Here is a 25,636-nt window from a genome sequence, read left to right on the forward strand (position 1 = left end):
CATAAGGCGGCGAATCGGCCGCGACGCCGTCGGCGTTTTAGAACAAGCAAACGAGTCACGGAGAGAATTACCGGGCGATGATAGCTTGTTAAGATGATAGCTTGTTAAAAAGAATATTTTGGGTCTCCGGGCCTGGATCGCTTTGGCTCATTAAGAATCGTTCGCCTTTCATATCCGTCCAATAAACGAATTCGCGTTGCGCGAGCGCGCGGGCTTTTGGAAGAGCGACCATAATGCGTTCGGACCATAGGGATAAATACGCATAATTTTGATAAGCGGCCTCGCCGAGGACAAACGCGACGTCAATTGCGCTGCGCTCATGAAGCGAAAGAAGCATTGACCGATTATCTTCAGCTATATTGATATAGATCCGTTCATGCTGTCGAATGAACAGAGATAGGACGTCCCTAAGAGGTCGAGCAAGCGACGTGCAAAAATCCGATTGCGGGGCGGCCGGCATCACTAACCTTGCTTGCAGTTGCCTGACCTTTCATCTCTTCGAGCTCAGAGAGCACGCGCCTTGCGCGCGCCACGACATCCTCGCCCTCCGCAGTGAGTTGAGCACCGCCCGCTGGAATAGTGCCACGCCGAGGTCGTCTTCAAGCTCACGGATCCGCTTACTCAAGGTTGGTTGCGTCACGTTGAGCGCGGCGGCAGCACGCCGGAAGCTGCGGTGTTCGGCAGCAGTAACGATATAACGCAAATGAGGAAGGCCTAAGCACATCGTTGTCGTCCAACTGAGGTCCAGCGGCAACCACGGTAGAAGCGAGCTGGGACTGAAGGTCCAGCAACACGTAGTGAAAGCATTGGCTAACGTGGCTTAACCGGACACTACAACCCGGTGCCCGCAAGCTCTCATATTCTGAATAAAGAAACACATGAGCTTCACATTTGTACCGCAAGACCATTCATGGATTTGATACTCGGATATTTTTTCCCGCCTCGATAAGCTGGAACAGGCCATTCTCCACCAACTGTCGCTCAAAACGTTGACGCAAGCGACCTTGCTCATCGAATAGGCCGGCGGCTGTTCCCATTTCGAGATGCTGCGATATCACGTGCGCGCCGAGCTCGGTGAGAAGTTGCGCGAGGGCCGGTTGGCCTCGCAAGGCTCCCGTACCTCTGGATGACGCCCCGCACAAAACGACCGGAAGCCCTCGAAACGGAGTTTCGCCTTCTGCGTCGAGGGCGGAGAGCCATCGGATGGTATTTTTCAGAACCGCTGAATAGGTTCCGGTATATTCGTCAGAACTCATAAAGACTCCGTTCGCTTGCAAGAGACGGTTTCTTAGCGTGACCGCATCCGACGGCATGGTCTGTGCAACGCCGTCGCTTTCCGAAAAATTCGGAAGGTCCACATCGCTCAGATCAATAACAGTCGCGGTGGCCTCGCTTCCGAATGCTCTGCTCGTCAGCGCGGCAGCGGCTGTTGCGAGCCGCCAGTGAGCTGATCCGATGTGGCTGCTGCCGGAGAGGAAAAGCAGGTCAATCACGATATCCGCCATGTGAATTTCAGAAAGACATCAGCCGCGCTGGAGTTTCGCTGTCCCGCCCGTAGCAGGCAGCGGGAAACTTGACAACAAAAAGGGAGGTCTGTAAGCAAAATGCGTATATCGACCGACGTTCGGATATCGAACAAGAGCCGAACACAACCATAGACGAATTCGACGATGGATGACCTGACGCGCGTCCCGCTCGACCTGCCGACTTGGTCCAAGGAGGACGGCGCACGACGCGTGCCGTATTGGCTGTTCCAACGCGAAGACATCTACGCGCTCGAGAAGCAAAAGCTGTTCGATGGTCCAACGTGGAACTTTCTCTGCCTAGAAGCGGAATTGCAGGCGCCCGGAGATTTTGTCGCGGTCGACGTCGGCGAGAAGCCGGTCATCGTGACGCGTGATGCGGACGGTCAGATCTACGGTTTTGAGAATCGCTGCGCACATCGCGGCTCACTGCTGGCACTCGAAGACCGCGGCAACGTCAAGGATTTCACCTGCGTCTATCACGCCTGGCGGCACAATCTACAGGGCGATCTCGTTGCCGTCGCGTTCAAGGACGGCATCCGGGGGCAAGGCGGCATCGCGCCGGACTTCTGCATGTCGCAGCAGGGCCCGAAGAAGATGCGGATCTCAACGCTCTATGGCCTCGTCTTCGGAAGCTTCGACGAGGATGTCGAGGATATCGAGACCTACATCGGCGAAGCGGTGCTCGATCGCATTCGCCGGGTGTTGGATGGGCGTAAACCGATGGTGCTCGGGCGTTTTACCCAGATTCTGCCGAATAACTGGAAGCTGTACGTCGAGAATACCAAGGACAGCTATCACGCCAGCATTCTGCATACCTTCTTTACGACCTTCGAGATCAACCGGCTTTCGCAGAAGGGCGGCATTATCGTCAGCGAAAATGGCGGCTGTCACGTCAGCTATTCCGAGATCGACCGCAAGGCTGAGGCGGAGAAGGCGAAGAGCTTCTATTCCGAGCAGAATATTCGGTCGCAATCGGACCTGAAGCTCTCTGACATGTCATTGCTCGGGAGCTTCAAGGAGTTCGAGGACGACATCACCCTCCAGATTCTCTCGGTGTTCCCGAATTTTGTTCTGCAGCAGATACAGAATGCGGTTGCCGTGCGCACGGTATTGCCGCGCGGCACCGACAGCATGCACCTGAAATGGACCTATATCGGTTTTGAAGACGACACCGCCGAGCAGCGCAAAAAGCGCCTGAAGCTGTCGAATTTGGTGGGGCCGGGTGGCTACGTCTCGATGGAGGACGGTTGCATCGGCGGCTTTGTCCAGCGCGGCACCAAGGAGTCGCCGGATGAACGCGCCGTGCTGGCCATGGGCGGATATGACATAGATACTAGCGACGATCGCATCACAGAAGCTGCGATCCGCGGCTTCTGGACCGAATACCGTCGGAGAATGGGCCTATGACGCAGGTCCGTCCGCATGGCGAGCTCGTCTCCCTGATCGGCATGGCGCAGGCGCGCTATGCGCGCGAAATCGATGACGGCGATTGCACGGCGTGGCCGGAGTTCTTTGTCGATGATTGTTTCTACAAGATCACGACTGCGGACAACTACGCGCAGAACCTCGAAGCGGGGCTGATGTGGATGGACAGCAAGGACATGTTGCGCGACCGCATTTTGTCGCTGCTGGAAGCCAATGTCTACGAGCGGCATTCCTATCGTCACCTTCTGGGGCAGCCCTATATCCGCGAGATCGAGGGCGATGAGGTCGAATCCGAGACCTCGTTCATGGTGGCGAGGATCACGCGCGAGGGACCGACCGATCTGTTCGCGACCGGCCGATATATCGACCGCTATCGCCTTCTAGGTGACGACCCGAAACTCGTAACCCGCATTGTTGTGCTCGACAGCAACCAAATCGATACGCTTCTCGGGTTCCCGCTGTGATGATGGTCCGGGTCTCGATCGCGTCGTCGGATATTTCGTTCGGTTGCAATGCGGACGAGACAATTCTCGATGCGACCGAACGCGCGGGTTTTACGATCCCCTATTCCTGCAGAAAGGGGGTCTGTTCGTCCTGTGAGGGCAGGCTGATTTCTGGCGACGTGACCGTGCGGGGGCAAGGTGCGCAGCGCGGCCCGGCCGAGGGAGTTCTTTTCTGTCAGGCGCGTCCGCATACCGATGTTGAAATCGCGCCGGCCTGGATCCGTAATCTGGCGCCGATTGCTCGCAAGGTGTTCAAGGCGAAGGTCTGGCAGGTTTCGCGGCCGATCGCCGATGTCGCGGTGATCCGGCTTCGGTTGCCGATCGGCCAGCGCGCCATATTCAGTGCGGGACAGTATCTGCGGGTCTTGATGCCCGGCGGCGACAGCCGCAATTTTTCGATGGCGAATGCACCGCACCGGAACGATGAGATCGAGCTGCATATCCGCCAAGTGCCGGGCGGCGTGTTCTCGCAGCGGATTCTTCCCAATCTCGCGAAGGGCAACAGCCTGGAAATCGAGTTGCCATACGGCGAGTTCCGCCTGGGCGAGAATGATGACGTGCCGGCGATCCTGCTCGCAACCGGCACGGGCTTCGCGCCGATCAAATCGATGATCGAACACAATATCCGTTCGGGTTCGAGACGCCGCCTGCATCTCTATTGGGGCGCGAATACCGAAGCCGATTTTTATATGCAGGAGCTGCCGCGAAGCTGGGCCGGGAAATATGACTGGTTCGACTTCACGCCGGTGGTATCGGCGCCATCGAACGACTGGGAGGGCCGCACCGGCTTCGTCCATAAGGCGGTGCAGGAGGATTATCCCGACATGTCGGCGCTGGAGGTCTATGCCTGCGGAGCACCGGTGATGATCGAGGCGGCGCGACGGGATTTCAGCGCGTCCTCGGGGTTACGTCCCTCGGCATTCTTCAGCGATGCGTTCGTATCGTCGGGCGATCCCGAACCGGAGACGATCGTGCTCGCGGCGAGTTGAAGCTGGAAAAACGAAGGCCTTGCAAACAGGACCGAAGGCATAGGGAGGAGATGATGAACCAGACAGCCGTTGCCGATCTTGCGCCGCAACGGGCGATGCCGGCGCCGAATGTGCCGATCGTCAACATCGATCCCTATTCGGAAGAGGTGCTGACAGATCCCTATGGCTATTACGAGCAACTTCGCGACGCAGGCCCGCTGGTCTGGCTGAAGGAATACGAGACTTATGCCGTGGCGCGGCACGAGGCCGTGACGCGGGTATTGACCGATCCCAAGACATATTGCTCGAGTGCCGGTGTTGGGCTGACGAATTTCCATACCGAAAAGCCCTGGCGCAAGCCGAGCATCATTCTGGAGGTCGACCCGCCTGAGCATTCGCGCACCCGCAAGGTGTTCGTGCGGATATTGTCGCCGCGGGCGCTCAACAAGCTGCGGGAACGTTTCGAGCGGGAAGCCGAGGCGATGGTGCTTCGCCTGATCGAGAAGGGCGAATACGATGGCGTGACCGAGCTTGCCGAGGCTTATCCGCTAAAAGTATTTGCCGACGCGGTCGGCGTGCCTCCGGACGGCCGCCAGCACCTGCTTCCCTATGGCGACATGGTCTTCAACGCCTTCGGACCGATGAATGAGCGCTTCAAGCAATGCTTTGCGAAGCTCGGACCATCGATCGAATGGATCAACATGGCCTGCCAGCGTGAGAATCTCACGAAGGATGGTTTTGGTGCGGATCTCTATGCCGCGGCCGATGCGGGAGAGCTGACCCACGAGGAGGCTGGCCTCTTGGTGCGGACCATGCTCTCGGCGGGGCTCGATACAACGATCTATACCATCGGCAACGCGCTGGCCTGTTTCGCGCGGCATCCCGATCAATGGAAGATCGTTACGGAAAACCCAGGTTTGGCGAGACAGGCGATCGAGGAAGTGCTGCGCTACGAAAGCACCTTTCATTCCTTCTATCGCACGACAACGCAGCCGACGACGCTCGAAAATGTCGCGCTCGATGCAGAGCAGAAGATTCTGGTCGTCGTCGCGTCCGCCAACCGCGACCCGCGACACTGGCAGAATGCGGACAGCTTCGACGTCACCCGCAAGGCTACCTCGAACATGGCTTTCGGCACCGGTATCCACGGCTGTGCCGGGCAGATGATCGCAAGGCTCGAAGGCGAGATCATCCTGAAGGCTCTCGCGACCCATGTCGACAAGATCGAGCTGCTCGGCAAGCCGCATCTGCACTTCAACAACACGGTGCGCGGCTATTCATCGCTTCCGATTCGAGTGACGGCGAAGAAACATTGAGACTGGAAATGGCGAAGATCGTTTATGTCGCGGCGGATGACCAGCGGATCGAGGTCGACGTCGATGCCGGCGCCAATGTGATGCGTACCGCTTTGGCGAATAATGTGCCGGGAATCGTTGCCGAATGCGGAGGCTCTGCCATGTGTGCGACCTGCCACGTCTATGTCGATCCGGAATTCGCGGCGCAATTGCCGGAGCGCGGTGAAGTCGAGGATGAGATGCTGGAGAGCGCCGTGGCTCCGCGCACCGAATTCAGCCGTCTGGGCTGCCAGATCGATTTGCCGGAAGGAATGGAACGGCTGGTCGTCTGGATCCCGGAGACGCAGCGCTAGCGGCGTCTCGATCCTTTCTATTCGCGTCTGCTGAACAACAGCGAGCAATTCGATGAATGTGCATCAAGCTGCGCCCTATGCATCCTTGGCGCTCTATATCGATGGACGTTTCGTCGAAGAACGCGAGGGCGAAACAGTATGCAACCCGGCGAACGGAAAGGCGCTCGGACATCTGCCGCACGCGACGGAGCAGGACCTGGATCTCGCGCTCGCCGCGGCCGCGCGCGCCTTCGAGACATGGCGCTGGACATCGCCGCTGGAGCGCAGCCACATTCTGCGGCGGGTCGCCGAATTGATCCGGGTGCGCTCCGACGAGATCGCGCGGCATCTGACCCTCGATCAGGGCAAGCCGCTGACGGAGGCGAAGAACGAAGTCGTGGCCGCCGCCGATCACGCGGAATGGCATGCCGAGGAATGCCGCCGCATCTACGGACGGGTCATCCCGCCGCGGATGGCGAGCGTCCGGCAATTCGTTATCCGCCAGCCAGTCGGTGTATGCGCTGCGTTCACGCCATGGAATTTTCCGTTCAATCAGGCGCTCCGGAAAATGTCGGCGGCGCTTACATCGGGCTGCACCCTGATCATCAAGCCCGCCGAGGGCGCGCCGAGTTCGGTCGTGGCGCTGGCGCGATTGTTCGACGAAGCGGGCCTGCCGCCGGGCTGCCTGAATGTGGTCTGGGGCGTGCCGGCCAAGGTATCGGACTATCTGATCCGCTCGCCGATCGTGCGGAAGGTATCGTTCACGGGTTCGGTGCCGGTCGGCAAGCAGCTCGCCTCGCTTGCCGGCGCGCATATGAAACGGATGACGATGGAACTCGGCGGCCATTCGCCGGTGGTGGTTTGCGACGATGCCGATCTCGACCTGGCAGTGCCGTTGCTGGCGCGGCTGAAGGCGTTAAATGCCGGTCAGGTCTGCATGGCGCCCAGCCGCTTCTATGTGCAGGACAAGGTCTTTGACGAGTTCACCGAGCGCTTCACCAAGGCATTTTCCTCGCGTGTCGTAGGAGATGGTCTCGACGAAGTCACGACAATGGGTCCACTCGCGCATTCCAGGCGCGTCTCCGCGATGGCCGAATTCGCGGAGGACGCCTTGCAATGCGGCGCGACGCTTGCAACGGGCGGAGCAGCGCTGGCACGGCCGGGTAATTTCTTTCCGCCCACCGTGCTGCTGAACGCTCCGGACCGCTCGCGCGTGATGCGTGAGGAACCTTTCGGTCCCTTGGCACCGGTTACTCCCTTCAAGACTCTGGAGGAAGCCGTATCCCGCGCAAACTCGCTGCCCTACGGGCTCGCCTCTTATGTTTTCACACGGTCGCTGAAGAATTCCCACTATGCCTCGAGCCGGCTGGAGGCCGGCATGGTGAGCATCAATCATTTCGGCATCGCGCTTCCGGAGACGCCGCTTGGCGGTGTCAAGGACAGCGGCATCGGCAGCGAAGGCGGGACCGAGACTTTCGACGCCTATACGACAACGAAATTCATCACGGAGGATGCCGCTTGAGCTGCACGGCTGCCAGCCATGTCGATGTCTCAGGCGTTCAGCGGCTTCGACCGGGAGCGCTTGCCGAAACAGGCCTCCTCGAGCTGCGTGGCGCATTCTTGCACGACTGGAAGCAGGGTCTTGATCAAGGCGTGTCTACTCACACGCGCGGAATAGACGCTGACGCTCATCGCTGCGACCAGCTTCCCATCGTGGTCGTTCACCGGCACCGCCAGCGACCGCATGCCGAGTTCGATCTCTTCGTCGCTGACCGAGAAGCCCGCTTCCCGCACCGAAAGCACCTCGCTGACGATGTCGGCGGGCTTGGTCAGGGTCTTTGCCGTGCGTTGCGGAAACGCCTTCTTGCCGACAATGGCACGGATGTCCTTGTCGTCGAGTCCGCTCAGGAGCACTCGGCCGGTTGCCGAACAATAGGCCGGCAGGCGCGCCCCGATGCGAACCCCGGTCGATATGATCTGCTCAGCCTCTGCCCGTGCTATGAAAAGCACCGAGTCTCCATCGAGCACGGCAAGCGACAGCGACTCGTTCAACTGGTCGCGCCCTCTCGCCAGGATCGGATGGCTTTCCTCGATCAGCCGCTCGCGCAGGTTGCTGCCGCGGCCGAGATTGCGCAGCCGGGGGAGGGGACGGAATTCGCGGCCGATGCGCTCGACATAGCCAAGCTCGACCAAAGTGAGCAGGCAGCGCCGTGCCGCGGCCCTGGTCGAGTGCGAGGCGCGCGCGGCATCGGCCGAATTCTGGACCCCGCGTGTCGCCAACGCTTCGATGATCGCAAGGCCCTTGGCGAGTCCGCCCATTCCTTCCGCAGGTCGTGTTTCGACGGAAGCGGATTTCGGCTTGCGCGCGCGCTTGACAGGCATGGAAAAAGCTCGTCTGGTGAAAACATATATTGATCATTTGTTCGATATTCGAACACTTTGATCCTGTCAAGGCGCCAGCGAAGCCGTGCGCGTCGATTAAACAAAAACAAGAAGCCGCGGCATCGATCCGCGATCGGGGAGAGCCAATATCGTGACCGACACGCGCGTTGTCATTCTGGGGGCTGGCCAGGGCGGATTTCAGCTCGCAACCTCGCTGCGTGACAATGGATTCGACGGACGAATCTTCCTGATCGGCGACGAGCCGGACCTGCCTTATGAGCGCCCGCCGCTGACCAAGAGCTTTTTGCTCGGTCAGAAGAAAGCCGTGGGCCTGTCGCTTCGGACGCAAGAGCATTATGACTCGCGCCGCATCGAATTGCTGCTGGGCGAAGAAGCAATCGCGATTGATCGCCACAGCCGCAGCGTAACGCTGCGGTCGGGCAAGACGATCGGATATGGTCATCTTGTTTTCGCCACCGGCGCGCGCAACCGTATTCTCGAGACGACAACAGGTATAGACGGCATCGCTTATGTGCGGACCGTGCGCGAGGCGGAATGTCTGCGTCAGCGCCTCGATACCGCACAGCAGATCGTCATTGTCGGTGCCGGGTTTATTGGCCTCGAACTGGCCGGGGTTCTACGGAAGCTAGGCAAGTCCGTGCACATTCTCGAGACCATGCCGCGCGGGCTGGGACGGGCGGTCTCACCGATCGTTTCCGATTTCTTCGCTGCCGCCCATCGCGACTGGGGCTCGCAACTTGTTTTCGCGAGGGCTTTGGCCAGGATCGAAACCAGTGCCGGCGCGGTGCGCGGCGTGCGCGACAGCGATGGCAGCTTCTATCCCGCCGACCTCGTCCTCATCGGAATTGGGGTGGTCGCCAATGCCGAGCTTGCCGCGTCGGTCGGGTTGCCGGTGAAGAACGGCATCGTCGTGGATGAATATCTGCAAACGCCGGACGCCTCGATCTCCGCGATCGGCGATTGCGCCGCGTTCCCCTGCCGTTATGGAACGGGACTGGTGCGGCTGGAGTCGGTGCAGAATGCCGTCGACCAGGCACGCTGCGTCGCGGCGAGACTTGTGGGGCGCCTTTCTCCCTATGCCGACGTACCGTGGTTCTGGAGCGATCAGGGCGATCTCAAATTGCAGATGGTCGGATTGACGGCGGGCGCCGACCAAACCGTCATTCGCGGAGATCCGCGCGAGCGCAAGTTTTCAGTGTTCTGCTATCGGGACGGCAAGATAGCCGGAGTCGAATCCATCAACAAACCCGGCGATCACATGTTCGGGCGCAAGCTTCTGGCGTTGGGTGCCAATATCGAACCGTCACAGGCGCAGGACCCGAGCTTCGATCTCAAGGCGCATCTGTTCCAGCAAAGTGGAAGTCCTAAAAAAGCTTTGGCAGCGCAGGTCGGGTGATCGGCATTGGTCAACAAAAAAGCGTGCGCGGGTTGGTTAGGGAAACGAAATGAAAAGCTATCAGCTCATCGACTATCGTCAGCCGCTTGAGCCGGTGGAGTTGGCGACGCCTTCTCCGCAGGGGAGCGAACTCCTTTTGAGAATCGTCGCTAGCGGCATCTGCCACACCGACCTTCATCTGATCGATGGGGGCTACGATCTCGGTCAGGGCCGCTGGCTGTCCTTCAAGGATCGAGGCCTCGTCCTACCGCGGACGCCAGGGCACGAAATCGTTGGTCGCGTTGTTGCAGCCGGCCCGGACGCGACTGCAGTTGCCAAGGACAAGAATTATCTCGTCTACCCGTGGATCGGCTGCGGCACTTGTCCGGCCTGCAAGGCAAGCGACGAGCATCTCTGTGCGCAGCCGCGCTTCCTCGGGTTGCAGCGCGACGGCGGCTTTTCCGATCATGTGCTGGTGCCGCATCCTCGCTATCTGCTCGATATCGGAGATATCGATCCGAAAGCGGCCGCGCCTTTCGCCTGTTCCGGCCTGACGACCTTCAGTGCGCTCAAAAAGGCCGGCCCCGCCATCCAGCATTCGGAGGTGGTGGTCATCGGTGCTGGCGGTCTTGGTTTGATGTGCGTGCATCTCGTCAAGTTAATGGGTGGCAAAGGCGCTGTCGTCGTCGATATAGATGCCGGAAAACGACAGGCGGCAATCGATGCCGGTGCGATCGCGGCGCTTGATGGAAACGCGGCCGATCTGCGCGCGCAGCTTCAGTCGGCGGTGAGCGCCGGCGTTCACGTGGTGATCGATCTTGTTGGCAGCGCGGCGACCGCGTCACTCGCCGTCGATAGTCTCTCGAAGGGCGGAAAATATATTTTGATCGGGTTGTTCGGTGGATCAATCGACATTCCGCTCCCGACCATTCCGCTGCGAGCATTGAGCATTACAGGAAGCTTTGTCGGTAATCTTGCAGAATTGATGGAATTGTTGGATCTCGCGAAGTCCAAGGGCTTGCCGTCGTTTCCAACGACACCCTGCTCGCTTCATGACGCGAACGACAATCTGCGGCGCTTGCACGATGGAAAGATCATCGGGCGCGCTGTCATGATTCCCTAAAGCGCAGCCGGAGCGGCTCCGTCGTCGGTATTCCTTCTGCGGTGTACGCGCGCTGCCGAATGGTCTTGCCGCGCGTTCTTTCGTTTTCGGGACAGCAATCTGATTGCGTTGTCGCTCGGTCCGTGAACGAGCGCAATTTACGATGCGACTTCGCTCGTTGTCGTTCGTTATTGACTCAGGTCATTTTTTAAGCGATTGTAAAAGCGATCAGTTATTCGATATACGAACACTATGTAACAAGGTCAGTCGGCGTGTTGTTTTCAGCAACAGTGTTTTCGATCGCGGCAGGTGTTCGCGCTTCAGCGCCTGAGCTTTGCCTCGCGTTCGCGGGCATGCCGAGATGAGTGCGGTATCTGAAACACCGATAGTGTTGACGCTCGGAGATCCGAACGGCATCGGCCCGGAGATCGCTATCAAGGCGGCGGTGGAATGTGTCAGCAACGTCGGCCCGAATCTCGTGCTCGTCGGCGACGAAAGGGTTATCGCTCACTATCATGAGCGGCATGGAAATGGCCTCCCGCTGGTACCGTTTGTCGCCGGTATCCGCCAAGATCATGCGATCGCGTTTCATGGGGTTTCGTCACTGCCCGATGCAAAGTTCAACCCGGGGGTTGTCGATGCCGCCGCGGGCCGCGCCACCGTCGCTTATCTCGAAGCGGCACTTGTCCTTGCGCGCGCCGGCCATGTCCGTGCGATCGTGGGCTGTCCGCACAGCGAAACTGCGGTCAATGCCGCCGGAATTCCGTTTTCGGGTTATCCCTCGCTGCTCGCCCGACTAACCGGAACGCCGGGAGATCGCGTTTTTCTCATGCTGGTCGGCGGCGGTTTGCGCATTCTGCATGCGACGCTGCATGAGAGGCTGCAGGACGCGTTGTCGCGCCTTACGCCCGAATTGGTGGAGGCAGCGGCACTGGCTTGCGTCTCCGCGCTGAAAGATATCGGCATATCGGATCCGCGAATCGGAATATTCGGCATCAACCCGCATGCCGGCGAGGGCGGCCTATTCGGTGACGACGACGAACGGATCACGGTGCCAGCGGTGTCAAGGTTGCGGAAGGCGGATTTCAACATGGAAGGGCCGGCCGGCGCCGATCTGCTTGTTGGCCGCTCCGACTTCGATGGCTTTGTCGCGATGTATCACGATCAGGGTCATATCCCCGTGAAGCTCGTCGCCGGACTAAAGGCTTCGGCGCTGAGCGTGGGTGCCGGTGTGGTGTTTTCGAGTGTCGGCCACGGTGCCGCTTTCGACATTGCGGGACGCGGCGAAGCCGATCCCGAAGCGGTGCTTCGTACCGTCAAGTTGTTGAGCGAGCGGGCGGCTATCAGGGCCGCGAATCCGCCCGGGAAGGCGGCGTGAGCCCGAAACGGACAACCAGATCGCAATCATAAACAAAAAACGCAACGCAATGGGAGGACGGACTGATGAGAATGAAGTTGTGCGCATCGCTGGCGCTCGCCCTGCTGTGCGTCTGTGCGCCGAGCATCCTTCATGCGCAGGAGTCGGTATCGCAATATCCGCAGCGGGCTGTGAAAATCATCGTGCCGTTTCCGGCGGGGGGCACGGCAGATATTCTGCCGCGTATCGTTGGAGAAAAGCTACGAAAAAAATTTGGCCAGCCATTCATCATCGAGAATCGTTCTGGTGCTGGCGGCAATGTCGGCGCGGATGCGGTTTCACGAAGTGATGCTGACGGCTATACGCTGCTGGCCAGTCCGCCCGGGCCGTTGGTCATCAACGAGTCGCTTTATACAAATCTGGGCTATCGCCCTTCGGACTTCGAGCCGATCATCATTCTCGGGGTTGTCCCGAATGTACTTGCGGTGAAGTCGGCCTTCCCTGCGAAGACTGTCGGTGAGCTCATTGCGTTCGTAAAAGCAAACCCCGAGAAGATCACCTTTGCGTCGCAGGGCAACGGCTCTACATCGCATTTGACCGCGGTGATGTTTCAGTCGATGACCGCTTTACGCATGGTCCACGTTCCCTATCGTGGTACTGCCCCAGCGCTTCAGGATTTGATCGGTGGCAATGTCGACCTGTTCTTCGACAATCTCGGTTCTTCTCTGAACCTTCATCAGTCCGGAAAAATCCGGATTCTCGCCGTCGGCAGCCCCAATCGAGTCAACGCGCTTCCCGGGATCCCGTCGATTCAGGAAGCCGGCGTTGCCGGGTTCCAGTCGATCACCTGGTTCGCGCTGATGGCGCCTGCGGGAACGCCGAAGATCGTAGTCGATCGTCTCAATTCGACAATTCTGGAAATTCTGCAGGACGCAACCGTCGCATCCCAGTTTGCAAAGATTGGCGTGCAGATCATGAGGGCGAACGTGACCGAGACCAGAACTTTCATCGAAAGCGAACGCTCGCGGTGGCGTGACGTCATCAAGTCGGCGGGCGTGACGATGCAATAGGCATTGATTGTTCCGCAAGAGATCAGACCAACAAAATCAGCATCCCGAGGGAGACAAGGAATGAAACTGAAGCGTTTTGCATCGATCGTGCTGGCCGTGGCGGCATCGACTACCGCACTGCAAGCGCAGGAAGCTTATGTGATCGGCATGAGCACGGCTCTGACAGGGCCGGGCGCGAGCACTGTCGCGGGTGCGGCCGAGGGCCTCAAGCTGTATATCGAACGGCTGAATAAGGCCGGCGGCATCAATGGCCGCAAGGTCAATCTGATTATTCAGGACGATCAGGGAGAGCCGTCGAAAGCGGCGGCCAACGTCAAGAAGCTCCTCTCCGATAACGTGTCGCTCCTGATCAATACCAGCATCTCGTCGACCTTCGCGCCCATGATTTCCGAAGCCAAGCGCGCAAACGTGCCGCTGTTGTTTGCGGGCTCGGTGTGTCCGTCGGACGTTTATCCGCCGGCGAATGAGTTCCTTTTCTGCACGACGTCGTTCTCCGCGGCTCATGATGCCCGCGCCACGGTCGATTTCATCAAGCAGAAATCCGGTTCCGACCTGAAACTCGGCCTCGCGGCTATGGCGATCCCGGTATCGCGTGCCGGGATCGACGCTGCGGAAAAGTTCGCCGGCACCTCATCCATGAAGGTGATCGGCAAGGAAGTGATTCCGCCGGCAACCGCCGACTACACTCCCTTCGCGACCAAGCTGATGCAGGAAAGTCCCGACTGGGTCTATTGCTGGGCTCCGTGGGTGACCGAGGTCAGGACCTTCGACGCCCTCCGCAAGCTCGGCTGGAAGGGCCCCTACGCGCTGAACGTGCTGCCGGAAACCGAGGGCGAGCTTGCCCAGATCAAGGATGACAAGCTCTACGCCGTCGGTGCCAATGCGATGTTCTTCGAAAATCTCCCCGTGCAGAAGGAGATTGCGGACGTCGCTAAGGCCGCAGGCTCCAGCTATCAGCCCAATCAGATGGCCGATGGCTGGATCGGCGGCATGGCGATCGAGGTGATCCTCAAAAAGGCTGGATGGCCGGCAAAGCCCGACGCGGTCAAAGATGCGATGAGCAGCCTCGAGATCGACACCAAAGGTCTGCGCGGTGGTCCGATCGTCTGGACCAAGGACAATCACTTCCGGACCAAGCAGTATTACCGCGTTTATCGCTGGGACAGCGCAAAGAACGCCGTGATCGTCGATATGGACTGGAAGAGCTACGACATTCAGTAGCTCGACTGAGCCGAAGAGACAGGGCGGGGCTGCCGTGCAAACCACGATCAACATTATCGTCTTGGCGTCGATCTACGCCCTGATCTCATGCGGCTATGTGCTCATATATAAGGTCAGCCGGGTACTCAACCTCGCACATGGCGAGTTGATGCTGCTCGGTGCCTATCTGCTATTGGCGGTTTCGTCGAATATCTCGCCGGATCCGTGGCTCGCGGTGACGATTGCAGCAGGACTGAGCATCGTTGTCGGTCTTCTGGTCTATGTCCTTCTGATGCGCAAGATGACTGGCGAGTCGGTTCTTGCAGCCGTTCTCACGACCATCGCGTTCGGCATCTTGCTGCGTGGCGTCATGATTCTCATCTGGTCACCGCAGCAGCACAACATAGCAAAGCCGCTCGGCATTGCGAACTCGGCAATCGAAATTCTGCCCGGCGCGCGCATATCCAGCGTCGCTGCGACTCTTGTGGTCGTGACAGCCATTGTCTATGCGGCGTTGTTCGCGTTTCTTCGGTTGTCACGCTGGGGCATGCGGATGCGGGCAGCGGGCCAGAACCCGCTTCTTGCCGCGCAACGGGGCATCGAACTGCACGTCATCTATGCTTTGGCGTGGTGCCTCTCGACGTTCACTGGTGCCACGGCAGGGATGCTGATCGCGATGGATTCACGTCTTGACGGAACGATGGTCACCATCGGCCTCAAGGCGTTCCCGGCAGCTCTCGTCGGTGGGTTGGATAGCCTGTTCGGCGCCCTTATTGGTTCGCTTATCATCGCGGGCGCTGAAGTGATGATGATCCAGTGGGTCAATCCACTGCTGTCAGATGTCGTGCCCTTCTTCGTGCTGATCGCGATGCTAGCGGTACGACCTTGGGGTCTGTTTGGTACCAGGGAGCAAATTGACCGTGTCTGATGCCGAGTCGATCCTTTCGGCCCCGTCGGGTCGTGCTACCTCTGCGCCATCGGTCGCGACGCCGCGTTTGATCCTTGTCGGCATCGGTATTGCGCTGCTGCTGGTAATTCCGCTGATCGCGCGTCCATTTGCGCTTGATATCGCCTGCCAAATATTTCTGGCCGCGATCGGCGCACTTTCGCTCGCGCTGCTGACGGGAATTGCCGGTCAGGTTTCGCTCGGACACGCGGGGCTGCTGGCGGCCGGAGCTTTTGCGGTCGGTATTCTCTTTCACGAGTTGGCTGCGCCGTTCTGGGTGACGATTCCCGTTGCTGCTGTCACAGGTGCCGTGTTCGGACTGGTGTTCGGCCTTCCGTCGCTTCGGCTGCGCGGTCTTTATCTGGCGGTCAGCACGCTCGCGCTGCATTTCGTTGTCGTCTATCTTGGCGGCGAGTACGAGACGCTGCGGTCGTATTCGGCCGGTATCGTCGTCGACCCGCCGAAAGCGTTCGGCTATACGCTTCAAGATCCGCGAAGCTGGTATTTCGTGTTACTCGCGGCCGCGGCGATCGCTTATTGGCTTTGCCATAACCTCCTCTATTCGGGGACCGGACGCGCCTGGGGGGCGCTGCGAAGTAACGAGACCGTGGCGGAAGCGTTGGGTATCCCGGTCGCGCGCTACAAGCTTCTGGCCTTTGTCATCTCCTCATCGATTACGGCGGTGGCTGGCGCGCTGTTCGCCTATTACCGCGGCTTTGTCTCGATCGAGGCATTCTCGATCTATCTGTCGATCCAGTATATCGCAATGATAATCATCGGCGGCATGGGCTCCCTGCCGGGTGCGCTGCTCGGCGCCGCCTTCGTTGTACTGATGCCGTATGCGATCGAGGGTGCCGCGCTCAAGATTCCAAATGCCAATCAGTATATCGGCTCGGTATTCGCGCTGATCTATGCGTCGTTCGGGGCCGTCATGATCGCGTTCCTGATGTTCGAGCCGCATGGGCTGATGGGTCTTCTGCGACGAGCAACCTCATGGCGCCGAGGGCCCACCGCGCAATCAGGGAGCGCGAATCCGTGAGCGGCGATCTTGTCTTACGCAACGTCGAAGTAGTCTATCAACGCTCGATGGTCGGTCTTTACGACGTCAGTCTCGACGTCACCAAGGGTCAAATCGTAGCTCTGATCGGCGCCAATGGAGCCGGAAAGAGTACGACGCTCCGCGCGATCTCGGGCTTCATCGGGCTCGACAATGCGAAAATCAAGAAAGGCGGGGTGACTTACAAAGGTGAAAGCCTCGTCAGCTTGCGGCCGCCTCAGATCACGCGCCGCGGCATCGTGCTGGTTCCGGAGCGTGAAAAGATATTTCCCAATCTGACCGTGGCGGAAAACCTCGCGGTGGTTCTCGCGCGCGACGAAAGCCAGAGAAAACGGCTGCTGTCGCTGGTTTTCGAGTCATTCCCGCGGCTTGCGGACCTTCGCAACAAGGAGGCCGGGCTCTTGTCCGGCGGTGAGCGACAAATGCTCGCAATTGGAGCGGCTATCCTATGTGGTCCCGAACTTCTGCTAATCGACGAGTTGTCGATAGGCCTCGCACCTGTCATCGTCGAAGAACTCGTCCGGCGTCTTGTGCAGATCCGGAGCGAACTCGGCATCGCCCTGTTGCTGGTTGAGCAGAGCGCCGCTGCGGTGCTGAGCTTTGCGGACTACGCCTATGTCCTTGAGAACGGACGAGTCGCGCTGCATGGCGAGGCTGCCCGGCTGCGCGATGACGACAATGTGCGAAAGCTCTATCTCGGCCTGTCCGATACAGGCCGCGTGAATTACCGCGACGCCCGCCGCAAGAGGGTGGAGGCCGCGGTTTATGGCTGAACTCGAGATCGACCGCATCACGCTGCGATTCGGCGGGATGGCGGTGCTAAACGCGGTTTCACTTTCAGTGCGCACGGGCGAACTACTGGCGCTGATCGGGCCGAACGGGGCCGGCAAGACCAGCATTTTCAATTGCATCAGCGGGATCTACCGACCGGAGGGGGCGATTCGCTTTCGTGGCGAGAATATCTGCGGCAGGTCACCTCATCGAATCGCAGCCTCCGGCGTCGGGCGCACATTTCAGCATGCCGAGTTGTTCGAGGAGATGTCGGTCCTGGAAAACGTGATGACTGGACTGCACACGCGGCTGAAGCCGAACGCATTGGCGAATATGGTTCGTTGGCCGTCGAGCCAGCAACGCGAAGAGGAATATCGTGCAGTTGCCGAGGATATCCTCGAGTTTTTGGAACTGCGACATCTCGCCGATCAGACGGTCGGCAATCTGCCGTTCGGCGTTCACAAGCTTGTCGGCTTCGGGCGCGCGCTCGCGGCGAAACCTTCGCTACTTCTTTTGGATGAGCCATCCGCGGGTTTGACGCGTGAGGAACGGGAAGACCTTGCCTTCTATATCATAAAGACGAAACAAAGCATGGATATGGCGATCATTTGGATCGAGCACGACATGCAGATGGTCGCCGACCTTGCGGATCGGATTCATGTTTTAGACTACGGACGATCTCTAGCCGATGGATCACCGGACGATGTGTTGTGTGACAAAGAGGTAATTCGGGCTTACCTTGGGACTGCTAGCATTGGGCTGGCCACGTGAGAAAATCTAGAAAAAGCATGCTCGGACGTTGAGAGAGAAAACCTCTTCGATTTTTGCGGCGTTTTGATTGATTCGGCTAATGACGACGCAACAGTAAACTACTCAAGGAGTTGTCGACATTGCCTTAGTAGTTATTCTGCGGCAGCTCCAACACACGCTCGCCAGCATCGATTGATCTGAGACCCCTCCGTCTTCCTGTATTGTTTTGCCCCTCTGCGATGACATTCTGACTCTTGTTGCACGGCTGTTCTTCCTGCCTTTTCTATTCGTCTTCGATGTCCGGTCCGAATTCACGGGCCGTCGCAGAGCCGGGGACAAGATGGGGAACACAACTCCCAAGGCAGAAGCGGTCACACGCGGTGCCCGCATGCTGCGCACGGCGCTCGGGCCGGACATCACCACTTTCCTGGAAGATCCCGACGTTGTTGAAGTGATGCTCAATCCCGACGGTCGCCTTTGGATTGACCGCCTTTCGGAGGGATTGTTCGACACGGGCGCAAATATTTCGTCTGCAGATGGTGAACGCATCATCCGGCTCGTCGCCCACCACGTCGGAGTGGAGGTCCACCATCAGGCCCCGCGCGTCTCAGCGGAATTGCCTGGAACAGGCGAGAGATTCGAGGGTCTATTGCCGCCCGTCGGGTCCGCGGCGGCGTTCTCGATCCGCAAGCTCGCTGTGGCGATCTTTATGCTCGACGACTACGCGACAGCCGGGATCATGACGGGGACGCAAGCCGGAGTCTTGCGCAAGGCCGTCGCCGAGCGGCCAACATCCTGGTCGCCGGTGGCACCCGACCGGCAAGACCACATTGACCAATGCGTTGCTCGCGGAAGTCGCCAAGTCGGACGATCGCGTGGTCTTGATCGAGGATACGTGCGAGCTGCAATACCAAGCTCGCAATCTCGTCGCGCTGCGCACCAAGGACGGAGTCGCCACACTGTCCGACCTGTGCGCTCCTCGTTGCGATTGCGACCGGACCGCATCCCGATCGGTGAGGTGCGCGGTGCCGAGGCCAGCCGACGCCGGCGCGGGCGGGCTTTAAGCCCTTACAAACGCATCAATCGCTCGATCCGGTGCAGCCCGCAGGATATCCCTTCGGCGGGCAGATCATGCCAGACCCGCCTGGCGCCATAGGTCCGATCGCTCGAAAGGAAGCTAGCCCGCACCTTCGCGCCGAGTGCTTCGTCATTGCGCCTGCGCTGGCTGCGAGGCCGCTTCAGCCACACCGACGATCGAGACGCGGAGACGATCGCCGAGGCGGCGACACGTCCCACAATGCGGTTCGTATCACTGAAGAGTGAAATCCGGTTAGACCTCCAGGTTCTGCATCGGGCGCGGGAACGCTTGGTGCTCGCCCGCACCAGCCTCATCAATCAGTTCCGGGCTGTCTTGCTCGAGCGAGGGATCACGCTTCCGAAGGGGCGTGGTGTCCTGATGCGCCGACTGGACAAAACCGCTTTAGTTACCTTGGAAGTCAGTATCCGTACCCGTCAACTCTTAGAAGATTTGCTCGATGAATGTGCGGCCCTCGATCGAAGGATCAAGGCTTACGACGAAGAGTCTGCCGTCTCCTCAGAACACATGCTGGGTGTATTCGGAGCCTTCGAACCGCTCGTGTTAATTGAGGGTGATCGTCCTTGGCCTGCACCCGGTTTCGAAGACACCGAGTTAGGTGTCTTAATGGGACCGGAGGGTGGTCATGGAGAGACGGAAGTTTACGCGAGAGTTCAAGCTTGAGGCGGTGCGCCTGATCAAGGATCGGGGCGTGTCCTATCTTCAAGCTTCCGAGGACCTCGGCGTTCATACGTCGCAGCTGCGCGACTGGTAAAGAAGCTCGCCGACGATCCGGACTGTGCGTTTCCGGGTCAGGGCAAGATGAAGCCGGAACAGCTGGAGATCGCGCGGCTCAAGCGCGAAGTGATCAAGCTGAAGGCGGAGCGGGACATTCTAAAAACGTATGGCCCGCTCCGACTGCAAGGGTGATCTGAAGGCAGCGTGGTCTGCATCAACGTATCCGGTCTCAGGGTCAGGCCCTGGCCAAGATGGATATCCGCGCGGCCCGGGTCCTCATAAAAGCCTCGGTGTTGAACACCGCATTTAGAACCAGGATACCGAGCCGCCGGTTGACCGTTGTGCCATCTGTTTTCACCTCGCAGACGTACAAAGCGGCAATTGCCGCTATCGATTGAACTCAGGCCATCGCCACGATCTCCTGCTCGAACTGGGTTTCATGGCGTAGTACAGCCCAAGCAATTCGGGCCAGCTTCGACGCGAGTGCGACCACCACGATGTTTGGATGGGATCGGCTCAACAACTGCTGAAGCCATTGCCCGATCCTTGTCGGCTTGGCCGCGAGATGCGGTATGGCCGCCCGGGCGCCATGGATCAGACGCTTTCGAAGTTAGCGATTTCCACGTTTACTGCTTCCGAGCATCTTGGTCTTGCCACCAGTGGAGTGCTGGCGCGGGGTCAGTCCCAGCCATGCTGCAAAATCTCGGCCTTTGGTAAACGCGCTGCCGTCGCCGAGTGCCGCCAAGGGCGCGGTGGCGTTGATCGTTCCAATACCCGGAACACTCGCCAGTCGCCGCGCCTGCTGATCGTTGCGCGTCATGGCGGCAATGGCGCATCCTTATCAGCATTCGATGTCCTCCGTGCGTAAGTGGGGCGGCACGGTCGAAGACTACCTGAATATCCATAGCTGGTTCGATGCCAGCAAGCAGATCACCGCTGATTTCCGACATCGCGCGCTTCGGCATCATGCCGAAGGCATCTTCATGGCCGAGACGATCTTCGGCCCGATTGTCATGTTGTCGTCAGGACGCGTGATACCGACTCGGTGGATCGGCGGGCGGCATGTCATCGAGGATCTCGGGTTCATCCCGAGCTTCGCCGACTGGGTGAAAGCCATTCGGCCCGAACCGTGGATGGGGCGCACCCGGCGCATCGAGCACGAGGTCGAACCGTCGCCGGGAAGGCCGACGACGACGGAGGCCGCCTGATGTACGGCACCTATCTGCGGCTTAATATCACCGTGCATGACGGCTGGCGTGCCGTCGTCCACTCGGCCTCCCGCAATCTCACATGGCGAGCTCGCTGCGATCCCGAGCATCGGGCGGCGCGCAAACAGCTCGACCGCCAGATGCTCGACTATCACCGACAGGCGCAGAAGGTCGTCGCGACTTGGCGGCTCTGACCCGCATTCATCCTCTCCACCCCTTGCAGCCCGGCCCTCCGACCCAGGAGCGCCGGGCTCTTTCCATTTCAGGAGAACTCCGATGGCCGACTACTACACTCCGACCGTGATCCAGCAGACGAAATCCGATGCAGACATGACGCCGCTGGAACTTCTGCTTCTCTCCCACATCTTCGACGCCGAACGCGACGGCGATAGCTGGCATTTGTTCTCCGAGCAGGGACCGGCCGACATGCTCTATATCGAGCGCGCGGCACTCGAGGCCGCACTCGCCGCATCCGAGCGAGCATGCTGGCGACAGCAGCGCCAACAGCTTTGTCAAAGAGCACCTGCCCGACCAGCAAGCGATCGGACCGCTGCCGTCGCATCTCGGCCTCGATCTCAGCACGACGTCCTGGGAGCTCAACATACAGAGCATCGTGAAACGTCGTCGACCCTGGCTTGTGTCACGGCAGTGTCGTCCTACACCTGCTCGCGCATGCGCCCGGACGGCTTTGGCGGTGCCGCCGTCCTGATCTCGGCCGACAAGTTCATGGGTAAGTCCACGAACGATCTGCTTGAAGAGTTCATCGAGGAGATCACCCCGTGAGCCGAGGGTAAACCACGCGCGTTGCTCGCCCGTGGTATCGCTATGTGCCGTCACGCGCGATGCACGGCGTCACGCGCGATGCACGGCGTCACCGGAACGTCCGCGGCGTGAAGCTGCACGCTCCCGTTCACCCGCCGTCACCACGAGCCCGGCCAAGCGTCGGGCTTTTCGCATTTCACAAACGTCCGAGGGAGGCCCGTCATGGGTTGGCTTTGCATGCAATCGCTCAGAGGCCATTCCGGCCCGCGCCAATATCTTAACGCGCAGTTCACGTTCTCGCGGTCGGAACTGACGTCCAAAGTATTGCGATCCGCGCTTGTCGGCATGCGCGTATATTACGCGGCTATCGAGCACGTCCGGCACGAAAAGAACGACCGCAGCGTCTTCGCCGCCGTCTGTCTCGTCCGCTACAACCCTCGCGACCGCGAGGGTTACATCTTCGGCTACAAGGACATGGACGAAACCTTGGGACCGAACGAATCCAATTGCCCGGAGGCAATCCTGGATCAGTTCACGCCGACGGGATATCCCTATGCGCAAGCCTGGCGCGTCCGTTGCCGGGAAAACGCAGCCGCACGACGCGCGCTATCGCGCAAACCGTCGCCGCGGCCCGGTCAGACCATCGTGCTCGATCAACCCCTGTCCTTCCGCGATGGCTGCACGCTCGACAGCCGACTCTACCGCATCACGAGCGTGAAGAAGCATTCTTATCGCTTGATTGATCTGGGCTAATCCGCATCAGGACAGACACTTGCATTCGAAGGGTCCGGCGCATCCGCGCCGGGCGCTTCATTCTTCTGTGGGCCAGAGGGAGAGGCGGGCCGGGACGGGTTTGAGCCGACGCGGGTCGAGAGAGCGTCCGGGCGGCCGATCCGTCCTGGCTCTCCCGAGGCTCCCTCATGTTGCATCCCTTGACCTCCGCGGTCGCCGCACCGCCTCTCCGCGTCGCCGTCGATCCGGCTCCCGCCATCACCGAGGCCGCACGGCTTCTCCTTCCTTATCTCGAAGGCGGGCAGCGCATCGACGCCGCGATGCTCCGCTCCGCGATGGAAAGTGCGTTCGGCGCATCCGACACCGAGGGCGCGTGGAGCTGGAAGGCGGCTTACGACGCCTGCGAGGCGGCGACCGTCCTGTTGCTGCGCAAATTCGGCCCCGCCATGCGCGTGAAGGCAGCGTGGCCGGCGGCAATGCTGCCGATGCTCGCGAAGGTCGCGACGCTTCTTCCGACCCATACGCGGAGGTCCGAGGAAAGCGAGGCGCTTCAGCAGTTCTCCACCCCGATCGTTTTGGGATATGCGGCGAGTGTCGCGGCCGCGATCACGCCGGCCGACGTCGTGCTGGGGCCGTCCGCCGGCACCGGCCTGCTCGCAATCCTTGCGGAGCTCGCCGGCGCATCGCTCGTTCTCAACGAACTTTCCGACACGCGCGCCGGTATCCTCGACCGACTGTTCTCCGGCATCCCGGCGACACGGTTCGACGCCGCGAACATCAACGATCATCTCGATCCCGGCGTCGTCCCGAGTGTCGTTCTGATGAACCCGCCATTCTCTTCCGTTCCGCATGTCGACCGCCGCATGGCGGATGCGGCCTTGCGACATGTTGCGTCGGCGCTGGCCCGGCTGCCCGACGGCGGTCGCCTGGTGGCGATCACCGGCGCGAGCTTTGCTCCTGACAATCCGGCATGGACGGATGCGTTCGAGCAGTTGCAGGAGCGCAGCCGGGTCGTGTTCTCGGCCGCGATCGACGGCGCCGTCTATGCCAAGCACGGGACCACAACCGAAACGCGGCTGACCGTGATCGATCGGCAGCCCGCCGCCGATCCAGCGGTATTCCCCGAAGGCTCCGGCGTGGCGCCTGACGTTGCCACATTGCTCGGCTGGATCGTCGCGCGCGTGCCGCTACGTCTGCCGATCGCAGGCGAGGTTTCCGCACCGGCGTAACCGGCCGGCAGCGCCACGAACCGTCCGAGCCTATCTCGCGCAACGGGCGTCCGCACCTGCCGCAACGGCGCCGGCGGTCGAAGCGATCGAACTCGCCTACGAGCCGGTCGCACGGACACCTGCGGAAAGCCGTAAAATCACCGATGCGCTTTATGTGGAATACGCGCTTCAGTCGATCCGTATTCCCGGTTCTCTTGCGCATCCGACCAAGCTCGTGCAGTCGGCTGCGATGGCGTCGGTCGCGCCGTCTGTGCCGGCCTATCGCCCGCATCTGCCGGCAATTGTCGTCACCGATGGCCTTCTTTCGGACGCCCAGCTCGAATCCGTCGTCTATGCGGGGGAAGCCCATTCCGACTTTCTCGCCGGCTCGCTGGTGTGTGAAATGCCGAAGTCACGTCCAATTTTTTACCTCATCGTAAAATACGGATATGCGACATGGCGCGGCCTGTAAGCCGATCGCGTTGGCCAATCAGCGCGGTGTGCTGCTGGCCCGCCGGCTGACGAGCGTCAGCAGCCGCTCGTCCGATTTGCCGCGTTTGCCTGTAAGCGCTGGCGCAACTTCCGCCTTGACGCTGCCCTTGTTGACCAGGCCATAAGCTAGCATGGAGAAGTAAGTCTCGATCAGTTCGTCGACCGAGACAGACTTGCGCGGGTCGTACCAGCGGGCGAGCCAGTTGCACATGCCGAGGATCGCGAAAGCGACCATCTTTGGATCGCCGACCTCCGAGAATGCGCCCGATGCCCGTCCCTCCGCGACGATTTGCGTCCACATGCGTTCATACTGGCGCCAGATCTTGTCCATCTCGCGCCGCACCTCCTTGGCATCGTCCAGATAGACGTCGCGCAAGCTGATGGTCATTTCGAGGCAGTGGCGATCGAACCGCTGCAGGTGGTTACGCATGGCCTCATACAGCTTGGTCGTGCTGTCGGCGTCGGATTTGACAACCGCCTCGAGCCCGTCGACCAACGAACGGGTCTGCGGCCGGATGATGCAAAGCAGGATCTCGGCGCGATCCTTGAAATAATAGTAGATCGCCTCACGCTTGATGCCGGTTTCGCGCGCGATGTCATCTAATGACGTATTGGCGAAACCATGCAGGTCGAACAGCGCCAGTGCGTGCCTTAGGATGGCTTCGCGCCGCAGTTCGGATTTTTTCGGCTTGGCAGGCTTTTCGGCTGGCGTGGCTTTCGGCGACTTCATCACGCTCGTCCGTGCGGGGCGAGCATCCTTACCACCCCGATAATGGAAAGGCGAGTGTTCCATCGTTGATAGTAGGTGGCGCGGGGGGCCTCATTCTCGATGTGCCGAACTCGGCGGCTGCTGCCGACATTGTGACGATTGAATTCTTCGAAAGCGGCGCGAACCTGCGAAGGCAGCGCCTAGTGGGCCTTATGTGCAAGAGTTTCCCGTCCCGAGCCTGGAGTCAATACTTTTCGTAAAATTTTTATATGGAAGCCGGGGCCGCATACGCGGACTTGCCGACTTGCCCTTCACAGGCTGCGATAGAGGCTGTGTTGATGATGATCCCACGCTCGCCTTCTGCGCCCGCTTCGGGTCTGACCATCTCTGCCGCAACAAACCGCAAAATATTGAAGCTACCGACGGTTGCAGCAAGTGCCTCGCCGACAGACTCGACATCGCAGACAAGGGCGATAGCGCCGACCCAGGCTGCGTCCGTGCGGCAGGTGTCAGCATTGATATCGAACATCGTCCCCTTCGCGCCCTGCTTGGCGAGCGCTTCCGCTGTTTCGAAGCCGATCCCCGACGCGCCGCCGGCAACGACCGCGACGTGCCCTTCGGGCCTCATGTAT

26 protein-coding genes and 5 pseudogenes are annotated in these 25,636 nt (G+C 60.0%); 23 read left to right on the plus strand and 8 right to left on the minus strand.

From position 1 onward, the window contains the following. Positions 1-88: 88 nt before the first annotated feature. The 3 genes from AB7F49_RS13155 to AB7F49_RS13165 all read right to left on the minus strand — a co-directional run bounded on the left by AB7F49_RS13155 (position 89) and on the right by AB7F49_RS13165 (position 1,505). Entirely contained in the window at positions 89-460 is a 372-nt protein-coding gene (locus tag AB7F49_RS13155; protein WP_428522989.1) for a LysR substrate-binding domain-containing protein, read from the minus strand. Between the two features lie 30 nt (positions 461-490). Then, on the minus strand, positions 491-724 hold the full coding sequence (locus tag AB7F49_RS13160; protein WP_428522991.1) for a LysR family transcriptional regulator: 234 nt from the start codon (positions 722-724) through the stop codon (positions 491-493). A gap of 184 nt (positions 725-908) precedes the next feature. Further along, the gene (locus AB7F49_RS13165) at positions 909-1,505 is read right to left on the minus strand and encodes an NADPH-dependent FMN reductase (protein ID WP_428522993.1); all 597 of its coding nucleotides are present in this window, start codon (positions 1,503-1,505) and stop codon (positions 909-911) included. A 165-nt stretch (positions 1,506-1,670) separates the two neighbouring features. On the opposite strand from AB7F49_RS13165, the gene AB7F49_RS13170 reads away from it, so the two are divergent. The 6 genes from AB7F49_RS13170 to AB7F49_RS13195 are packed head-to-tail and all read left to right on the plus strand — an operon-like array spanning position 1,671 to position 7,571. Continuing rightward, positions 1,671-2,933, plus strand: coding sequence for an aromatic ring-hydroxylating dioxygenase subunit alpha (locus tag AB7F49_RS13170; protein WP_428522995.1), 1,263 nt, complete (start codon positions 1,671-1,673; stop codon positions 2,931-2,933). Then, on the plus strand, positions 2,930-3,415 hold the full coding sequence (locus AB7F49_RS13175; RefSeq protein ID WP_428522997.1) for an aromatic-ring-hydroxylating dioxygenase subunit beta: 486 nt from the start codon (positions 2,930-2,932) through the stop codon (positions 3,413-3,415). The genes AB7F49_RS13170 and AB7F49_RS13175 overlap by 4 nt, the downstream gene beginning before the upstream one ends. Continuing rightward, on the plus strand, positions 3,415-4,443 hold the full coding sequence (locus AB7F49_RS13180) for a 2Fe-2S iron-sulfur cluster-binding protein (protein ID WP_428522999.1): 1,029 nt from the start codon (positions 3,415-3,417) through the stop codon (positions 4,441-4,443). The genes AB7F49_RS13175 and AB7F49_RS13180 overlap by 1 nt, the downstream gene beginning before the upstream one ends. Before the next feature lie 53 nt (positions 4,444-4,496). Further along, the gene (locus tag AB7F49_RS13185; protein ID WP_428523001.1) at positions 4,497-5,738 is read left to right on the plus strand and encodes a cytochrome P450; all 1,242 of its coding nucleotides are present in this window, start codon (positions 4,497-4,499) and stop codon (positions 5,736-5,738) included. Positions 5,739-5,746: 8 nt separating this feature from the next. Continuing rightward, a complete protein-coding gene (locus AB7F49_RS13190; RefSeq protein ID WP_428523003.1) occupies positions 5,747-6,070 on the plus strand; it encodes a 2Fe-2S iron-sulfur cluster-binding protein in 324 nt (107 codons plus the stop codon). Between the two features lie 52 nt (positions 6,071-6,122). Beyond that, complete coding sequence (locus AB7F49_RS13195; protein WP_428523005.1) at positions 6,123-7,571, plus strand: NAD-dependent succinate-semialdehyde dehydrogenase; 1,449 nt, start codon at positions 6,123-6,125, stop codon at positions 7,569-7,571. A gap of 29 nt (positions 7,572-7,600) precedes the next feature. On the opposite strand, the gene AB7F49_RS13200 is transcribed toward AB7F49_RS13195, so the two are convergent. After that, on the minus strand, positions 7,601-8,431 hold the full coding sequence (locus tag AB7F49_RS13200; RefSeq protein WP_428523007.1) for an IclR family transcriptional regulator domain-containing protein: 831 nt from the start codon (positions 8,429-8,431) through the stop codon (positions 7,601-7,603). Positions 8,432-8,582: 151 nt separating this feature from the next. Between AB7F49_RS13200 and AB7F49_RS13205 the strand changes: the two genes are divergently transcribed. The 10 genes and pseudogenes from AB7F49_RS13205 to AB7F49_RS13250 all read left to right on the plus strand — a co-directional run. Then, a complete protein-coding gene (locus tag AB7F49_RS13205; protein ID WP_428523009.1) occupies positions 8,583-9,848 on the plus strand; it encodes an NAD(P)/FAD-dependent oxidoreductase in 1,266 nt (421 codons plus the stop codon). A gap of 49 nt (positions 9,849-9,897) precedes the next feature. Further along, positions 9,898-10,950 carry an alcohol dehydrogenase gene (locus AB7F49_RS13210; protein WP_428523011.1) on the plus strand — a complete coding sequence of 351 codons (1,053 nt, stop codon included), beginning with the start codon at positions 9,898-9,900 and terminating at the stop codon, positions 10,948-10,950. Between the two features lie 367 nt (positions 10,951-11,317). Then, a complete protein-coding gene (locus AB7F49_RS13215) occupies positions 11,318-12,307 on the plus strand; it encodes a PdxA family dehydrogenase (RefSeq protein WP_428523013.1) in 990 nt (329 codons plus the stop codon). A gap of 65 nt (positions 12,308-12,372) precedes the next feature. After that, entirely contained in the window at positions 12,373-13,356 is a 984-nt protein-coding gene (locus tag AB7F49_RS13220; RefSeq protein ID WP_428523015.1) for a Bug family tripartite tricarboxylate transporter substrate binding protein, read from the plus strand. Positions 13,357-13,416: 60 nt separating this feature from the next. Continuing rightward, positions 13,417-14,577: an ABC transporter substrate-binding protein gene (locus tag AB7F49_RS13225; RefSeq protein ID WP_428523017.1), complete on the plus strand. Its 1,161-nt coding sequence runs from the start codon at positions 13,417-13,419 to the stop codon at positions 14,575-14,577. Between the two features lie 34 nt (positions 14,578-14,611). Next, the gene (locus AB7F49_RS13230; protein ID WP_428523019.1) at positions 14,612-15,484 is read left to right on the plus strand and encodes a branched-chain amino acid ABC transporter permease; all 873 of its coding nucleotides are present in this window, start codon (positions 14,612-14,614) and stop codon (positions 15,482-15,484) included. Further along, positions 15,477-16,541, plus strand: a complete 1,065-nt coding sequence (locus tag AB7F49_RS13235) for a branched-chain amino acid ABC transporter permease (RefSeq protein ID WP_428523021.1) — start codon at positions 15,477-15,479, stop codon at positions 16,539-16,541. The genes AB7F49_RS13230 and AB7F49_RS13235 overlap by 8 nt, the downstream gene beginning before the upstream one ends. Continuing rightward, positions 16,538-17,332 (plus strand): ABC transporter ATP-binding protein, encoded by a 795-nt coding sequence (locus tag AB7F49_RS13240; protein ID WP_428523023.1) that lies wholly within the window; start codon positions 16,538-16,540, stop codon positions 17,330-17,332. Before AB7F49_RS13235 ends, AB7F49_RS13240 begins: the two co-directional genes overlap by 4 nt. Beyond that, on the plus strand, positions 17,325-18,101 hold the full coding sequence (locus tag AB7F49_RS13245) for an ABC transporter ATP-binding protein (RefSeq protein WP_428523025.1): 777 nt from the start codon (positions 17,325-17,327) through the stop codon (positions 18,099-18,101). Before AB7F49_RS13240 ends, AB7F49_RS13245 begins: the two co-directional genes overlap by 8 nt. A gap of 367 nt (positions 18,102-18,468) precedes the next feature. Then, positions 18,469-19,116 (plus strand): annotated as a pseudogene (locus AB7F49_RS13250) (ATPase, T2SS/T4P/T4SS family); the annotation flags it as partial. A 35-nt stretch (positions 19,117-19,151) separates the two neighbouring features. On the opposite strand, the pseudogene AB7F49_RS13255 reads toward AB7F49_RS13250, so the two are convergent. Beyond that, positions 19,152-19,349: pseudogene (locus tag AB7F49_RS13255) on the minus strand (IS3 family transposase); the annotation flags it as partial. Between AB7F49_RS13255 and AB7F49_RS13260 the strand changes: the two are divergent. Continuing rightward, positions 19,330-19,510: pseudogene (locus tag AB7F49_RS13260) on the plus strand (IS110 family transposase); the annotation flags it as partial. The pseudogenes AB7F49_RS13255 and AB7F49_RS13260 overlap by 20 nt on opposite strands. A gap of 291 nt (positions 19,511-19,801) precedes the next feature. Beyond that, positions 19,802-20,055: pseudogene (locus AB7F49_RS13265) on the plus strand (transposase); the annotation flags it as partial. A gap of 448 nt (positions 20,056-20,503) precedes the next feature. On the opposite strand, the gene AB7F49_RS13270 reads toward AB7F49_RS13265, so the two are convergent. Continuing rightward, positions 20,504-20,713, minus strand: a complete 210-nt coding sequence (locus tag AB7F49_RS13270) for a transposase (protein WP_428523027.1) — start codon at positions 20,711-20,713, stop codon at positions 20,504-20,506. Positions 20,714-20,720: 7 nt separating this feature from the next. Here AB7F49_RS13270 and AB7F49_RS13275 point away from each other — a divergent pair, with 7 nt between their 5' ends. The 5 genes and pseudogenes from AB7F49_RS13275 to AB7F49_RS13295 form a co-directional block, all read left to right on the plus strand. Continuing rightward, positions 20,721-21,101, plus strand: coding sequence for a DUF6915 family protein (locus AB7F49_RS13275; protein ID WP_428523062.1), 381 nt, complete (start codon positions 20,721-20,723; stop codon positions 21,099-21,101). After that, on the plus strand, positions 21,101-21,295 hold the full coding sequence (locus tag AB7F49_RS13280) for a hypothetical protein (protein WP_428523029.1): 195 nt from the start codon (positions 21,101-21,103) through the stop codon (positions 21,293-21,295). Before AB7F49_RS13275 ends, AB7F49_RS13280 begins: the two co-directional genes overlap by 1 nt. An 82-nt stretch (positions 21,296-21,377) precedes the next feature. Then, the gene (locus AB7F49_RS13285; RefSeq protein ID WP_428523031.1) at positions 21,378-21,884 is read left to right on the plus strand and encodes a hypothetical protein; all 507 of its coding nucleotides are present in this window, start codon (positions 21,378-21,380) and stop codon (positions 21,882-21,884) included. A 201-nt stretch (positions 21,885-22,085) separates the two neighbouring features. Next, positions 22,086-22,616 (plus strand): DUF6927 domain-containing protein, encoded by a 531-nt coding sequence (locus AB7F49_RS13290; protein ID WP_428523033.1) that lies wholly within the window; start codon positions 22,086-22,088, stop codon positions 22,614-22,616. Between the two features lie 167 nt (positions 22,617-22,783). After that, a pseudogene (locus AB7F49_RS13295) lies at positions 22,784-24,194 on the plus strand (strawberry notch-like NTP hydrolase domain-containing protein); the annotation flags it as partial. Between the two features lie 99 nt (positions 24,195-24,293). Here AB7F49_RS13295 and AB7F49_RS13300 read toward each other — a convergent pair. Both AB7F49_RS13300 and AB7F49_RS13305 read right to left on the minus strand, forming a co-directional pair. Further along, positions 24,294-25,025, minus strand: a complete 732-nt coding sequence (locus AB7F49_RS13300; RefSeq protein ID WP_428523035.1) for a TetR/AcrR family transcriptional regulator — start codon at positions 25,023-25,025, stop codon at positions 24,294-24,296. A 244-nt stretch (positions 25,026-25,269) separates the two neighbouring features. Then, positions 25,270-25,632 carry an SDR family NAD(P)-dependent oxidoreductase gene (locus tag AB7F49_RS13305; protein ID WP_428523037.1) on the minus strand — a complete coding sequence of 121 codons (363 nt, stop codon included), beginning with the start codon at positions 25,630-25,632 and terminating at the stop codon, positions 25,270-25,272. Between the last annotated feature and the right edge of the window lie 4 nt (positions 25,633-25,636).

This window comes from Pseudorhodoplanes sp. (genome assembly GCF_050250235.1).
Classification (GTDB): Bacteria; Pseudomonadota; Alphaproteobacteria; order Rhizobiales; family Xanthobacteraceae; genus Pseudorhodoplanes.

Excerpts from the sequence above, each read along its gene's own strand:
- AB7F49_RS13305 (WP_428523037.1), bottom strand. The coding sequence starts at position 25,632 with ATGAGGCCCGAAGGGCACGTCGCGGTCGTTGCCGGCGGCGCGTCGGGG.
- AB7F49_RS13160 (WP_428522991.1), bottom strand. The coding sequence starts at position 724 with ATGTGCTTAGGCCTTCCTCATTTGCGTTATATCGTTACTGCTGCCGAA.
- AB7F49_RS13225 (WP_428523017.1), top strand. The coding sequence starts at position 13,417 with ATGAAACTGAAGCGTTTTGCATCGATCGTGCTGGCCGTGGCGGCATCG.
- AB7F49_RS13175 (WP_428522997.1), top strand. The coding sequence starts at position 2,930 with ATGACGCAGGTCCGTCCGCATGGCGAGCTCGTCTCCCTGATCGGCATG.
- AB7F49_RS13285 (WP_428523031.1), top strand. The coding sequence starts at position 21,378 with ATGGCCGACTACTACACTCCGACCGTGATCCAGCAGACGAAATCCGAT.
- AB7F49_RS13165 (WP_428522993.1), bottom strand. The coding sequence starts at position 1,505 with ATGGCGGATATCGTGATTGACCTGCTTTTCCTCTCCGGCAGCAGCCAC.
- AB7F49_RS13195 (WP_428523005.1), top strand. The coding sequence starts at position 6,123 with ATGAATGTGCATCAAGCTGCGCCCTATGCATCCTTGGCGCTCTATATC.
- AB7F49_RS13210 (WP_428523011.1), top strand. The coding sequence starts at position 9,898 with ATGAAAAGCTATCAGCTCATCGACTATCGTCAGCCGCTTGAGCCGGTG.
- AB7F49_RS13190 (WP_428523003.1), top strand. The coding sequence starts at position 5,747 with ATGGCGAAGATCGTTTATGTCGCGGCGGATGACCAGCGGATCGAGGTC.
- AB7F49_RS13180 (WP_428522999.1), top strand. The coding sequence starts at position 3,415 with ATGATGGTCCGGGTCTCGATCGCGTCGTCGGATATTTCGTTCGGTTGC.
- AB7F49_RS13275 (WP_428523062.1), top strand. The coding sequence starts at position 20,721 with ATGGCGCATCCTTATCAGCATTCGATGTCCTCCGTGCGTAAGTGGGGC.
- AB7F49_RS13245 (WP_428523025.1), top strand. The coding sequence starts at position 17,325 with ATGGCTGAACTCGAGATCGACCGCATCACGCTGCGATTCGGCGGGATG.
- AB7F49_RS13300 (WP_428523035.1), bottom strand. The coding sequence starts at position 25,025 with ATGAAGTCGCCGAAAGCCACGCCAGCCGAAAAGCCTGCCAAGCCGAAA.
- AB7F49_RS13220 (WP_428523015.1), top strand. The coding sequence starts at position 12,373 with ATGAGAATGAAGTTGTGCGCATCGCTGGCGCTCGCCCTGCTGTGCGTC.
- AB7F49_RS13185 (WP_428523001.1), top strand. The coding sequence starts at position 4,497 with ATGAACCAGACAGCCGTTGCCGATCTTGCGCCGCAACGGGCGATGCCG.
- AB7F49_RS13270 (WP_428523027.1), bottom strand. The coding sequence starts at position 20,713 with ATGACGCGCAACGATCAGCAGGCGCGGCGACTGGCGAGTGTTCCGGGT.
- AB7F49_RS13290 (WP_428523033.1), top strand. The coding sequence starts at position 22,086 with ATGGGTTGGCTTTGCATGCAATCGCTCAGAGGCCATTCCGGCCCGCGC.
- AB7F49_RS13155 (WP_428522989.1), bottom strand. The coding sequence starts at position 460 with ATGCCGGCCGCCCCGCAATCGGATTTTTGCACGTCGCTTGCTCGACCT.
- AB7F49_RS13170 (WP_428522995.1), top strand. The coding sequence starts at position 1,671 with ATGGATGACCTGACGCGCGTCCCGCTCGACCTGCCGACTTGGTCCAAG.
- AB7F49_RS13280 (WP_428523029.1), top strand. The coding sequence starts at position 21,101 with ATGTACGGCACCTATCTGCGGCTTAATATCACCGTGCATGACGGCTGG.
- AB7F49_RS13200 (WP_428523007.1), bottom strand. The coding sequence starts at position 8,431 with ATGCCTGTCAAGCGCGCGCGCAAGCCGAAATCCGCTTCCGTCGAAACA.